Genomic DNA, 13,621 nt, shown 5'->3' on the forward strand with positions numbered 1-13,621 from the left:
TATTTATTAACATCTAATTTCTTCAAGTTCGTAATTCTTAGTTACATCATTTACCCATTTTCCACTTAAAACTCTATAAACGCTAGTAAGAGATTTTAATATTTCATCACATTTTATAACTAAGAAAACTAAAGCAACTGGAAGTTCTAATAAAAATGCCACAAAAAATCCTCCTGGAATTGCCACAAGCCACATAAAAATAAGGTCATTTATTAAGACAAACTTTGCATCTCCTCCCCCTCTTAATACACCCATCATAAAGTTACTTGCAAGAGATTGAAAAACTATTACTAAAGAAGTTACTGTCATTATTTCCATTGCTATTGCCTTTGTTTCATAGGATACGTTATAAAAATCAACTATATAAGGTTTTATAAATAAAATCATAAGTCCTGATATAATTCCCATAATTATACTAAATATTCCTATACTTTTTGCATATTCTTTAGCCTTTTCTTTTTTGCCTTCACCTATGGTATTTCCTATAATAACCGCTGTAGCATTAGACATTCCAAAAATAAAAACAGTTACAAATTGATGAGCAACAGCATTTATACTATTAGCAGCAACTACATCAGTTCCCATTCTTCCAACTATTACGGATATCATAGATGCACCTATTGCCCAAAGTAATTCATTAAATAATACAGGAGTACATAAAGAAATAAAATCCTTTAAAATATCTTTATCAACCTTTATAAGATAACTTAACTTTAGTGCTATTTTTCTTTCATATATAAACATAAATAAAATAACTATAGAAAACTCAGTTATTCTAGCAAATACAGTAGCTATGGCAGCTCCCTTCACCCCAAGATTAGGAAAACCTAAGTTACCAAATATAAGAATCCAATTTAATATAGAGTTAACTATTAAAGAAGCTGTATAAACAATTATTGAAATACTTACAGTCTTAACAGAGCGAAGCATCATTATTGTGCAATTAGTTACAGAATAAAAAACATATCCTATTGAGACTATTCTTAAATAACTTGCTCCAAACTCTATAACCTCATTATCAGTTGTAAAAATCCCCATAAAATACTTTGGAAAAAACAAAGCTATTACTATAAAAATACCCGTTATTAACAAGCACACTCTATACATTATTGCTAAAATCTTATGAATTGTTTTTACATTTCCCTTCCCCCAATACTGAGAAATCATAATATTAGAACCACCAGCTAGCCCAAACATTAAAATAGTAAGAACAAAAAATAAATTATTAGCTATAGAAACTGCTGATAATTGAACTTCTCCTAAGGAACCAACCATCAATGTGTCTACCATACTTACCATAAAGGTTATTAAATTTTGTATAGCTATAGGTAAAGCAATACTAAATAATAACCTATAAAATCTTTTATCACTAGTTATAATCATAATTAGCCCCCCTTAATGTAAATTTTAAATGCCTTGTAAATTATAGCATTCTTCCTTAATTTAATATACTTGTAAAAATTTAATAATATATTAAATATTTTCAATATAATTCTTTGTAAAAATTAATTTTAAACATGAAAAAGTTCTAAGCATAAAACTTAGAACTTTAATAACTAAATAGAATCACCTTTAACTTTATAAAAAATCCCTTTAGTTACTTCTTTATCCTTTAACTTTTCAAGATTAACATATTTTCTAGGAACATATGTGTATTCTACTATTTTGTCTTTTCCTACTTCATTAGAATATCTAGAAAAGGCTAACATATAAATTTCATCCCTCTCTGATTTATATGTTTTTTCTTTAATATATATATTTCTTTCCTTAAAAAATTCTACTACATTTTCATAAGGAGAAATTAAATAAACTTCTTCCCATTCTAAATCTACACTTTTAGTTAAAGAATCAAGGTTAATTTTCTTATCCTCTTCACTCTCTATAATACTTGTAATTTTTTGATTTAATGATTGATTTTCTCCAAAATATTTATCATAATCTAAACCTATATATAGTACTAAAGCAAAAACTGCAAATAAAGTAATAATAGAGATAGCAAATTTTTTATTCATACAACCACCTCTTATATAAAAATTCTTCTAAAAAAGGTAAGATATAATAAAATACATCTTACCTTAATTCTCTTTAAAAGACTGCTTCTTTATTTACAATATATGCTTTTTTTATTTTATTTGTTACTTTATTAGTATTTAGTCAAATTACAAATTTAAATTTTTATTTTTTTGCTTTTTGTATTTTTACCTTTTTCCCCTTTATTGTAACTTCCTTAAAGTTTTTAAGTACTTTCTCTCCCTTTCCATTTAAAATATCTACATAGGAAAAGCCCTCTTGAACATCAATTATTCCAATATCTTCTCCTGTTAACCCTTGTAGATTACTAAAGCATCCAACAATATCAAAGGCTCTTATTTTCTTTTTCTTTCCTCCATTAATATGTATCTTAACTAAATCATTATGAATGTTAGCCTTAGGTTTTTTACTCTCTTTTAATTGAAGTTTTTGACTTTCCTTAAATAGTTTTCTCCCTAATTTAACTTCTTCCTCTGAAGGAAGAGATGCAATTTTTATAGAGTATCCAATATACTCTTCTATAGCTTCAAAATATTTTTTTTCATAATTATTTGAGAAGGTAATTGCTTTTCCTTCTCTTCCAGCCCTTCCTGTTCTTCCAATTCTATGAACATAACTTTCTCTCTCCATTGGAACTTCATAATTTATAACAAGTTCTATACTATCTACATGAATACCTCTTGCTGCTATATCAGTACAAACTAAAACCTTAAAATGCTTATCTCTAAAGTTTTCCATAACTTCAATACGTTTTTTTTGCTCCATATCTCCATGAAGTTCATTACAAGTTATACCTTCATCTTTAAGCATTTTATAAACATTTTTTACTTTATTTCTTGTATTACAAAAAACTATAGCACTTTCTGGGTGATATGCATAAAGACACTTCCATAAAGCTTTTTCTTTATTTTTTTCCTCTATATAAATTACACTTTCTTCTATTTTATCTCTATTAAAAATCTTTGATTTAACCTCTAAAAGAACAGGATTTCTCATATATTCTTCACATATTTCCTCTATTTCTTTAGAAAAAGTAGCAGAAAATAAAGCCGTTGTTTTATTTAATCTTAACTCATCTAATATATCCTTTATTTGGTCAATAAATCCCATTGAAAGCATCTTATCAGCTTCATCTATAACTACATAATTAATTTCACTTAAATCTAATGTTCCTCTTTCCATATGGTCAAAAACTCTTCCTGGAGTTCCAACTACAATGTGTACTCTTTGTTTAAGTTCTCTTATTTGTTCATTAAAAGGTTGTTTTCCAAATATAGCCGCACATCTAACCTTTTTTAATCTTCCTATATTAGAAAGTTCATCTTTAACTTGAATTGCTAATTCTCTCGTTGGGGTTAGAACTAAGCATTGAACCTTATTTTCATAAACATTTATTTTTTCACAAATAGGTATACCAAAACTTGCTGTTTTTCCACTTCCCGTCTGTGATTTAACTATAATATCCTGACCCTTTAATAATTTTGGAATAGATTCTTCTTGAACCTCTGATGGATTTTTATATCCTAAGTTATTAAGTGCTTTTATAATATTCTCACTTAAATTTAATTCGTTAAATTTCATATATTATGTTTATCTCCTTCTTAAAACTTTATTAGTCTTCTTATAGTTATACCATATATTCATTTTTTCTACTAATTTTAATTTCAAACGGCTAAATTCTAGATTTTAATTTTAAAAGTCTAACTACGTTTTCTGTGGTTATTTCTAAATTTTCAACTCCTCTTTTTAAAGCTTCTTCTAAAGATAAAGCTCCATTTACTATACTAAATATGCTATCTATTCCTATTTTATAAAGAGACTCATACCCTACTCCAACTTTTCCTGAAAAAGCAATTACAGGAACTTTATTTTCTTTAGCTAAAATTGAAACCCCACTTGGTGTTTTACCAAATATAGTTTGATTATCTATACTTCCCTCTCCAGTAAAAAGGAAATCTGCACCTTTTATTTTTTTATCTAATTCAGTATGCTCTATAACAAGACCTACTCCTTTTTTTAATTCTCCTCCTATTAAAATTAAAGCGGCACCTAACCCTCCTGCTGCTCCTGCTCCTTCTATATAGGCTATATCTTTTCCTAAATCTCTCTTTATTATAGATGAATAATAACATAAGTTATTTTCTAATTCACTAACCATTAAACTATCTGCCCCTTTCTGTGGTGCAAATATTTTTGATGCTCCTTTCTCTCCAATTAAAGGATTATTAACATCACAGGCCACTTCAATCTTTACATCTTTTATTCTCTTATCTAAAGAACTTAAATCAATACTTCTTATATTTTTTAATTCTCTCCCTCCAAATCCTATTTGATTTTTATTATTATCTAAAATTTTTGCACCTAAAGCCTGAAGCATTCCACTTCCACCATCATTTGTAGCACTCCCTCCTATTCCAATAACTATATGTTTTATTCCCCTATCTAGAATAATTTTTATAAGTTCTCCTGTACCAAAGGTTGTTGTTATTGAAGGATTTCTTTTTTCTTTTTTTATAAGCTGAATACCAGAAGCACTAGCCATCTCTATAACAGCAGTAGTTTTATTTCCTAAAATACCATAAAAAGCTTCAACCTTATCTCCTAAAGGACCAGTAACTACAGCCTTTTCAACTTTCCCAGAGGTAGCATAAACTAAAGCTTCCACAGTTCCTTCTCCTCCATCGGCCATTGGAACCTTTATGCACTCTGCCTCTTTAATAACCTTTTTAATTCCTCTTTCCATAGCATTGCAAGCTTCTATTGAAGTCATACTTTCCTTAAAAGAATCTGGTGCTAATACAAATTTCATTCCTATTTCTCCTTTAAATATTTTAATTTATTGAACTTAATTAAAAGGTAATGAAATTTTATAAAATTTCATTACCTTTTTTCTTAATAATTATTTACTTTTATGATTAACTTATTTTAATGCTATTTTATATATTTCTAAAATATCCTTAGAATTTAATTTCATAAATTTTCCTACGGTATGAGTATCATTATCTGTGCATTTTTTAGCCATTTCTTCTAATCTTTCTTCTCCAATTCCAAGCTCCTCTAAAGTTATAGGAAGATTTATTGATTTAAAAAATTTCTCTAGCTTATTTATTCCCTCTAAAGCAATTTTTTCCTTATTTTTCCCTTCAATTTTCACTTCAAAAACTCTAGTTGCAAATTGATTGAATCTATCTAAATCATGCTTATAAACAAACTTCATCCACGCAGGAAAAATAACTGCTAATCCTTCCCCATGAGTAACATCATATATCCCACTTAATTCATGCTCTATATCATGAGATGCCCAGTCTGTCTCTCTTCCTGTACTTAAAAGATTGTTATGTGCTATAGTACCAGACCACATTACCTCTGCAAAACTATTATAATCCTCTCTATTTTCTAAAACCTTTGGAACATTGTTTATTACAGTTTTCATTGTTCCTTCAATCAATCTATCAATAAGTTCAACATTTTTTGTATTTGTAAAATATCTTTCCATTAAATGTGCTAAAATATCAGCACTTCCAGCTGATATTTGCTTCTTAGGCAAAGTAAAACATAATTCAGGATTTAACATTGAAAATTTAGGATATAAAAGTGGCGAACCTGTTGATCTTTTATACCAACCTTCTTCATTAGTAATAACAGTTCCAGAGCTTGATTCACTTCCCGCCGCTGGTATAGTTAAAACTGTACCTATTGGAAGAGCTTTTTCTATTTTAATATCTTTAGTAAAGAAATCCCAAACATCACCAGAATAAGGAACTCCAATTGCTATAGCCTTAGCTGAATCAATTACACTTCCTCCACCTACTGCAAGTATAAAATCAACCTTGCTATTTTTACAAAGTTCTATTCCCTTTTTTACTAAGCTTAATCTAGGATTTGGTTTAACCCCTCCAAGTTCTATTACATGTAATCCTGCCTTATTTAAAGAATCTAAAATTTTATCATATAACCCACTTTTTCTAATACTTCCTCCACCATAATGAAAAAGTACCTTACTAGCTCCTAAGCTTTTAATTTCTTCTCCAACCTTACATTCAACTCCCCTACCAAAGTTAATTTTTGTAGGATTATAAAAAGTAAAATTATTCATTTAATTCACCCTTTCTTTTCCATATAATTTAAATTAATTACGTTTACAATATTATATATCACTTTTAAATTTAAGTAAAAGCTTAAAATTTTTAAAACCAAAAAAGGCAACCTTCCCTTAAAGGTTGCCTTTTCTTATATAACTAATTTCCCCCTTAGCAAAATTAATTGCTTATTACACTATTTAAGCAATATTATAAATAATTAAATTCCCCCACTCACTTTAAAATATTACCTAAACATAATTTATTTTAAAAATAAAACTTATATAAATTTTATTTTTATAACTTTATTATTTTAATACTACTTTCAAAGTATGAATTTCAAAAGGCTTAAATATAAGAGTTCTTTCTTCTTTTTCAAAGTCATATCCCTTTATTTCATCCTCAATTAAGTTAACTAATTCCACTTTTTTATATGGAATATTTATATTTACTTTAGACCTTGCATCTTGTCCATGACACTCATATAGTCTGACTATCATATCATCACTATCTTCAGCTTTTTTTATTGTGTCTATTATTACATTTTCACAATCGACTGAAATCATATCCTTACAAATTAAATTATCTCCTAAGTTTTCACTATAGATAACTTGAATTTTAGAATTAACCTCATGAGCTTCATGAACAACATTTCCTAAAACATAATCTCCCTTATGTGGAAATAGACAATAAGTAAATTCATGCTCTCCTCTATCTGCCTCTGGGTCTGGATACCCTGGGCTTCTTAAAAGATTTAAATCTATCTTGCTTCCTAAAATATTGTGTCCATATTTAGAATCATTTATTAAAGCAACTCCGTAATCTCTCTGTGATAAATCAACCCATCTTTGAGCACATATTTCTCCCTTTGCCATATCCCATGAAGTATTTTCATGAGTAGGTCTTTTTATTGTACCAAACTGTATTTCACAATCAGCCTCTCTTGTATATACATTGGTATTAAAAGATGTTCTAAGCATTTTACCATTTTCATTCCAATTAACCTTTGTATTAAAGTCAATTCGCTTACTTCCTTGTAAAATACTTATTTCTTGAACTAAAGTAGAATCCCCATATTCATACTCTTGATTCATTATTGCTTTTGGTCCATCTATTTTAACTTCTGATTTTACTAATCTAAAGCTTTCAGATGGTCTATCTCCATAAACCCCTGAAAAGTCCCAAGCATCTCCATTATCCTCATAAACTCTAAGCTCATTTCCCTTTTCATCTTTTAAGACTTCTTTATTTAAATCTTTATCAAAAACTCTTAAAATTGTTCCATCTTCATTAAATTGAACCTTAATTAATTCATTTTCTAAGATATTATTTGAAGCTTTAATCTTTGAAAAATCTAAATTAGTCTTAATATAATCTTTTTTAATAATCTCTCCACTTAAAGGATTTAATTTAACCTTTGTCCATAAATCATAAAGCTTAATCCATTGCTCCCTACTCCATGATAATGAGTTTATTAAAATAACCCCTTCTTCTTTGCTCTCTTTATTCTCTATAATATCTCTATATAACTTTTCAGTCATTTCATTAACTTTTAAAAGCATCTTTTCATAGGCCTCAACAGACTCATCATAAACTCTCCCTATAGATGAACCTGGTAAAATATCATGGAATTGATATAAAAGAACTTCTTTCCAGATATTTTCTATTTCTTCCTTTGGATATTCTCCTTTTCCTAAAACCTTAGCTTGCATTGCTGCTAACTCTAAGTTTTTAAGAGCGATTTCCATTTTTCTATTATACTTTTTATTTTTACCATGAGTCGTATAAGTTCCTTGATGTTTTTCTAAATATAGCTCACCACTCCATACACTATACTTATCTATATCTTTTTCTATTCTTTTAAAGAAATCTGTTGAAAGTTCTTGCTTCACAGGAGCTATTCCATTTATATTTTTTTCTCTTTTTAATCTTTCTAAATGTTCTTCTCCTGGACCTCCACCTCCATCACCAATTCCAAATAACATTAAACATTCATCAGATAAACCTTTATCTAAAAAGGCTTTTTCTGATTTAGCAATAGCCCTTGGTGCAGCTGAACTATTATAAGTACCTTCAGGTGGCATATGTGATAATACTCTACTTCCATCTATTCCTTCCCAAAGGAACGTATGGTGTGGAAATTGATTATGATTATTCCATGATAATTTAATAGTCATAAAATAATCTATACCACTTTTATTAAGTATTTGTGGAAGTGATGCTGAATACCCAAAAACATCTGGAAGCCATAGAGTATCCATTTCCTTATTAAATTCTTCTCTAAAGTATCTTTTACCATATAATAATTGTCTTACTAAAGATTCTCCAGATGGAACATTAGTATCTGGCTCAACCCACATACCTCCTTGTGCTTCCCATCTTCCTTCTTCTACTTTTTCCTTAATCCTTTTATATAAATCTGGATAATAATCTTTCATCCACTTATAAAGTTGTGGTTGACTTGCTCCAAAAATATAGTCAGGATATTTTTCCATATTTGCTAAAACAGTTGAATATGTTCTAGCACCTTTTCTTATAGTTTCTCTTATAGGCCATAACCATGCTAAATCTATATGAGCATGTCCTATAGCTGAAATTGAAAGAGATGGATCTCCTCCCCTTTTGTCTAACTCTTTTTTTAATATTTCTCTAGCTTTTTTAACTTCTTCCTCCTTAAGTATTGTAACCTCCTGTTGTGTAACAACTCCATCCTTTAAGAAATCACATCCACTCATTCCTGTTTTTATACTTAAGACCTTTGAGGCATCATAAAGGGCATTTAAAATTGTATAATACCTTGCACTATCTTCTGGTAACTGATTCATAAGTTCACATAAAACTTCCACATCATAATAAAGCCCCTTTACTTCTTCATTGCAAGTTGCAATATATGCTTCTTTTATAATGCCCTTATCTCTATACTTTCCAAACAAATCATTACATGCACAATCTGCCCATATATCTATCTTTTCTCCTCCTTCAGAATTATCAATAACTGGAACTTCTCTTTTACCTGGCATTCCTAAGCTTAAATCAAATTCTGAATTTAAAGTTGTAAGACCTCTAATTGGATTACCTTCTTTATCTACTACAAAAGCCTCTCCACTTACATCTATTAAAAGTACAATTTTTTCTCCAAGACAATCTTTAGGCACTTCGCCCTTAAAATTAAACCAAGCACAATCCCAAAGCTCTCCCCAAGATTGTCCTATAAGGCCTTTTTTATACTCTCCAGATAATCTATCCTCATAACTTACTGGTTCCTTAGTTATGTACATATCTATTTCTAAAGGTGCAACTACCTTATATATTGCTTTTTCTAACTTCTCGCACAAACCGTTTACAATATTCTTACGTTCATTCATATGAAATAACATATTCTCACCCCTGTATAAACTTTAAAAATTAAAAATAAAGCTTTAAAACATCTAACTGATATTTTAAATTAAAAGGTTTATTCTATTTTTCTTCAAGAATTTTCTCTATTTTAAAGATATATTATAAGCAAGTAAGTGTAAAGTGGATAAATATTAGTTTTATAGTCTATATTTTTAATATTTATCTATTCCTTTTAATAAAAATACACTTATGTTTTATATAAACATATTTTTATATAAATTAATGGTTAAAGTAAATTATTCTTTTTAATACTATTCTTTTATCTTTTAAATATAAAAAAATATATTATAATTATATGTAAATAATAGCAATACTTATAAAAGAAGGTGATGTTTTATGGATTATGATGTTATTGTAATTGGAAGTGGACTTGGTGGTTTAAGCTTAGGTAGTAGATTGTCAAAGTCTGGTTATAAGGTTTGTGTATTTGAAAAACATTTTATACCTGGTGGATATGCAACAAATTTTAAAAGAAAAGGATATAATTTTGATGTTTCTCTCCATGGAATAGGTGGATTAGATGAAAAAGGTACCTTAAGATATATTTTTAAAGGTTGTGGAATACTTGATAAAATAACTCCTTTAAAAAATGAAGATGCCTATTGTATTTATTTAGATGGAGAAATAATATACATACCTAATAATAAAGATGGATATCTAAACCTTCTAATTAATAAATTTCCTTCAGAAGAAAAAGGAATAAAAAATCTTTTTAATGCTATAGATAGTTTTGAAATTGGTTTTCAAAAATTTATACTAGAAAAAGACTCTGGATTATTTAATAAACTTAATAAACATGTAGCTTTATTTATAAGTTGGTCAAGTAAAAGCACCTATGAAGTTATAAGTAAATATGTTAAAGATGAAAAACTAATAAAATTATTTACAACTTTATGGATGTATTATGGCTTACCTCCTAAAAAGTTAAGTGCACTTTACTTTTTCATACCTTGGATTTCTTATCATAAGTATGGAAAATATTATATAAAGGGCGGCGCTCAAGAACTATCTAATGCCTTCGTTGATGTTATAAAAGAAAATAATGGAGAGGTAAAACTTAAAAGTGAAGTAAGTAAGATTCTCTATAATAATGGACAAGCATATGGAATTGAATTAAAAAATGGAGAAATATTTAAAGCAAAAAGAATAGTTTCAGATATAAATCCTATAAGTACATATAATATGCTTCCTGAAAATGCTTTAAGTGAAAAGGAAAGAAAAAAAATATTTACTAATGAAATAGGTTGTACTCTTACTCAACTTTATATAGGCTTAGATTGTTCTCCTTGTAAACTAAATATACCTAAAGATGAAGTTTTCATTCTTGGAGAAGGAAGTCATGAACATAATTATGAAATCTCATTAAAAAGTGATTATGAAAATGCAAGTTTTCTTCTTACAAACTATAACGGAATGGATGAAAGCTTTAATGAAAAAAGCAAGGGCGTTTTAACAATAACTTATATGGATAATTATGATAATTGGACTAAGAATAATATATCTGACTATAAAAAACAAAAGGAAATTGTTACAGAAAAAATTATAGCTAGAGTAGAAAAATATTATCCTGGAATAAAGAATCATATAGTTTTAACAGAACTTGGAACACCTAAAACCATGGAAAGATATACTAATAACCCTAAGGGGGCTGTATATGGTTATGCACAGACAGTAAAACAAGCAGGGAAATATAGAATTCAAAGTAAAACATCAATTGAAAATTTAAGCTTAGTTGGTGCATGGGTAAGTCCTGGTGGTGGATATGAAGGAACTATATCAGGTGGTATTAGTGAAGCTAATAGAATATTAAAACTTGATAAATAGCTTATAAAAATAAGACTAAGAACGTTTTTATTTTTTTCTTAGTCTTAATTTATTTAAAAAGGATTAATTTTGTAATGTGCTAAAATGTGCGGAAGAAGTTATTTCTATAAAATAGGTTTAATCCTTCTTAAATACATAATTTTATATGCTTTTTTTAGTTTTTCCTTTTTTCAATCTTTATATTCTAGTTTTAAAAATAAAATTTTCAGCTAATTTTAAACAAAGTTCTACTTAAAATAAATAATTTAAATATATTTATATAAGTTTTAGTAGTATATAATAAAGCTATAAATATAATTTAAAGGGGTGCATGATTTTATGATAAAACATATAGTAATGTGGAAATTAAAAGATAAATCTGAAGGCTTTGATAAGGATTTAAATGCTAAAAAAATAAAGGAAGATTTAGAAAAACTAAAATCTATAATAAGTGAACCTATTTCTCTTGAGGTTGGAATAGATATAAATAAATCTAGTCAAGCTTATGATGTAGTTTTATATTCAACCTTTGAATCTCTAGAAAAATTAAATTCTTACCAAGAAAATCCTAATCACCTTAAAATAGCTTCTTTTATTAAAAGTGTAGCTTCTTCAAGAGTAGTTGTAGATTATGAGATTTAAAAAATTATAAAAGTATATAAATAAATTCTAATAAAAAATATTACTTAAAGCTATTTAAATAGCTTTAAGTAATATTTTATAAATTAAAGTTTTAATCTTATTTTATTTTTTCAAAAATAAGTATTTCATCTAAAGGTGAATTCATATCTATTTCCTTTGGTCCTAAAATTAATTCTTCTTTATACTTCCACTTCCCTCTTGGGAAAATAACCTTTCTTTTTCTGTCTCCTTTTTTTATATTAGGAGCTATCATATATTTTTCTCCTAACATAAATTGGTCTTTAATACTTTCAAAGCCCTCATTTGGAAATTCATATTCCATATATCTTACAATAGGTTCACAGTTAACACTTGATTTTTTTGCTAACTCATAAATATACTCTGAATATTTTAAATGTTCTAAAGCAGAATTTTTACAAATTTCAAAATTTTCCTCACTTAAAACTCTCCAAGGTGCTGCGGAAAATTGCATCATAGGCATAAAGGTTGCACATTGTGCATATCTTACAAATAATTCCTCATCTAAATTTGAACTATTTTCTAAAAAGTTAAGATACTCTCCTCCTCCAATCATATCTGGACAAGTATATGAATATCCTAAAAGCCCTTGTAATAGTTGATTAGGTATAAGAGAAGAAACCCCATTTAATTCCCAACTATGATTTTTATCTGCTAATCTTTGAACTAGGGGAAGTCCTGCACATTGAAAACAAGCTCTAAATTCATTATATCTATAATTTTCTCCTAGCCTTGCCCATAACTTACTTTGAGTGTTTGGATCTATTTTTTTATAAGTTATATCATCATTACTATAAAAACAAGCATCTCCAGCATCAAATTTAAATCCATCAATACCGTATTCTTCAATCAAAAAATTATTTTGATTTAAATACCACTTAACAGCTTCAGGATTTGTTAAATCTAAAACTGCTGAATAACCATTCCACCATTCCTTTATAGAAACAGAACCCTCTTTATTTTTTACTAAATATCCCTTATCTCTTAAATATCTAAACTCTTGTGTATCAGGAGTTATAAAGGGGCATGTCCATAGCATTACCTTAAAGCCTAATTCATGAAGCTTATCTATCATCCTTTTAGGACTTTTAAACTTTTCACCATTAAATCTCCATTTTCCATAGTAATCACTCCACCCATCATCAATCATTATTATTCCACTAGGCATACCATTTTTTATTATAGACTTTGCATACTCTAAGATTTTTTCTTCTCTTTGGTCATATAAAAGTTCAATCCATGTGTTATACTGTGGTTTAGTAAAGAAAATCTTAGGTGGTACCTTTCCCTTTGACTTAAAAAATTTTTTTGATGCATCTAAAAAAGCATCTCTTAAGGTTTCTCCAGCACTATACATTTTAGGAATAGAACTCTTACAAGAAATTTCAATTATTCCATTATTAATTTTCAAATTAAATCCTGCATCACACCATATATATCTTCCCTTATTAGAAAATAATATTGTATTTACTTGATTTGGACTTTTATTTATCTCTATGTTAACTTCATAGTTTGAACTACTGTTTAATGGATACTTAGCTCCATCATTAACAACAGGTCCATACCAATACTCATTTTCTATCATTTTAAAAATATAACTTTTTAAATTTCCCATATAAAATCCCTCTCAATACTATTAAGTTATATCT

9 protein-coding genes are annotated in these 13,621 nt (G+C 27.8%); 2 read left to right on the plus strand and 7 right to left on the minus strand.

Features of this window, described 5'->3' with window-relative positions:
- Positions 1–6: 6 nt before the first annotated feature.
- From AC4FQV_RS07380 to AC4FQV_RS07405, 6 genes are all read right to left on the minus strand, one after another.
- The gene (locus tag AC4FQV_RS07380; RefSeq protein WP_491165219.1) at positions 7–1,383 is read right to left on the minus strand and encodes an MATE family efflux transporter; all 1,377 of its coding nucleotides are present in this window, start codon (positions 1,381–1,383) and stop codon (positions 7–9) included.
- A gap of 173 nt (positions 1,384–1,556) precedes the next feature.
- Complete coding sequence (locus AC4FQV_RS07385; RefSeq protein WP_491165220.1) at positions 1,557–2,012, minus strand: hypothetical protein; 456 nt, start codon at positions 2,010–2,012, stop codon at positions 1,557–1,559.
- Between the two features lie 163 nt (positions 2,013–2,175).
- Complete coding sequence (locus tag AC4FQV_RS07390) at positions 2,176–3,612, minus strand: DEAD/DEAH box helicase (RefSeq protein ID WP_491165221.1); 1,437 nt, start codon at positions 3,610–3,612, stop codon at positions 2,176–2,178.
- A gap of 91 nt (positions 3,613–3,703) precedes the next feature.
- On the minus strand, positions 3,704–4,840 hold the full coding sequence (locus AC4FQV_RS07395; RefSeq protein ID WP_491165222.1) for a glycerate kinase: 1,137 nt from the start codon (positions 4,838–4,840) through the stop codon (positions 3,704–3,706).
- Positions 4,841–4,951: 111 nt separating this feature from the next.
- Positions 4,952–6,127: an iron-containing alcohol dehydrogenase gene (locus AC4FQV_RS07400; protein ID WP_491165223.1), complete on the minus strand. Its 1,176-nt coding sequence runs from the start codon at positions 6,125–6,127 to the stop codon at positions 4,952–4,954.
- Between the two features lie 291 nt (positions 6,128–6,418).
- Complete coding sequence (locus tag AC4FQV_RS07405) at positions 6,419–9,487, minus strand: alpha-mannosidase (protein WP_491165224.1); 3,069 nt, start codon at positions 9,485–9,487, stop codon at positions 6,419–6,421.
- 358 nt (positions 9,488–9,845) lie between these two features.
- Here AC4FQV_RS07405 and AC4FQV_RS07410 point away from each other — a divergent pair, with 358 nt between their 5' ends.
- Both AC4FQV_RS07410 and AC4FQV_RS07415 read left to right on the plus strand, forming a co-directional pair.
- A complete protein-coding gene (locus tag AC4FQV_RS07410) occupies positions 9,846–11,333 on the plus strand; it encodes a phytoene desaturase family protein (protein WP_491165225.1) in 1,488 nt (495 codons plus the stop codon).
- Positions 11,334–11,651: 318 nt separating this feature from the next.
- Positions 11,652–11,954, plus strand: a complete 303-nt coding sequence (locus tag AC4FQV_RS07415; RefSeq protein ID WP_491138072.1) for a Dabb family protein — start codon at positions 11,652–11,654, stop codon at positions 11,952–11,954.
- 97 nt (positions 11,955–12,051) lie between these two features.
- Here the strand turns inward: AC4FQV_RS07415 and AC4FQV_RS07420 are convergent, their stop codons facing one another.
- Complete coding sequence (locus AC4FQV_RS07420) at positions 12,052–13,587, minus strand: glycoside hydrolase family 31 protein (RefSeq protein WP_491165226.1); 1,536 nt, start codon at positions 13,585–13,587, stop codon at positions 12,052–12,054.
- Positions 13,588–13,621: the final 34 nt, after the last annotated feature.

The sequence above is a fragment of the Clostridium sp. TJA038 genome, assembly GCF_058310255.1.

Coding starts and splice junctions, on each gene's coding strand:
- AC4FQV_RS07380 (WP_491165219.1), bottom strand. CDS start 1,383: ATGATTATAACTAGTGATAAAAGATTTTATAGGTTATTATTTAGTATT.
- AC4FQV_RS07385 (WP_491165220.1), bottom strand. CDS start 2,012: ATGAATAAAAAATTTGCTATCTCTATTATTACTTTATTTGCAGTTTTT.
- AC4FQV_RS07390 (WP_491165221.1), bottom strand. CDS start 3,612: ATGAAATTTAACGAATTAAATTTAAGTGAGAATATTATAAAAGCACTT.
- AC4FQV_RS07395 (WP_491165222.1), bottom strand. CDS start 4,840: ATGAAATTTGTATTAGCACCAGATTCTTTTAAGGAAAGTATGACTTCA.
- AC4FQV_RS07400 (WP_491165223.1), bottom strand. CDS start 6,127: ATGAATAATTTTACTTTTTATAATCCTACAAAAATTAACTTTGGTAGG.
- AC4FQV_RS07405 (WP_491165224.1), bottom strand. CDS start 9,487: ATGTTATTTCATATGAATGAACGTAAGAATATTGTAAACGGTTTGTGC.
- AC4FQV_RS07410 (WP_491165225.1), top strand. CDS start 9,846: ATGGATTATGATGTTATTGTAATTGGAAGTGGACTTGGTGGTTTAAGC.
- AC4FQV_RS07415 (WP_491138072.1), top strand. CDS start 11,652: ATGATAAAACATATAGTAATGTGGAAATTAAAAGATAAATCTGAAGGC.
- AC4FQV_RS07420 (WP_491165226.1), bottom strand. CDS start 13,587: ATGGGAAATTTAAAAAGTTATATTTTTAAAATGATAGAAAATGAGTAT.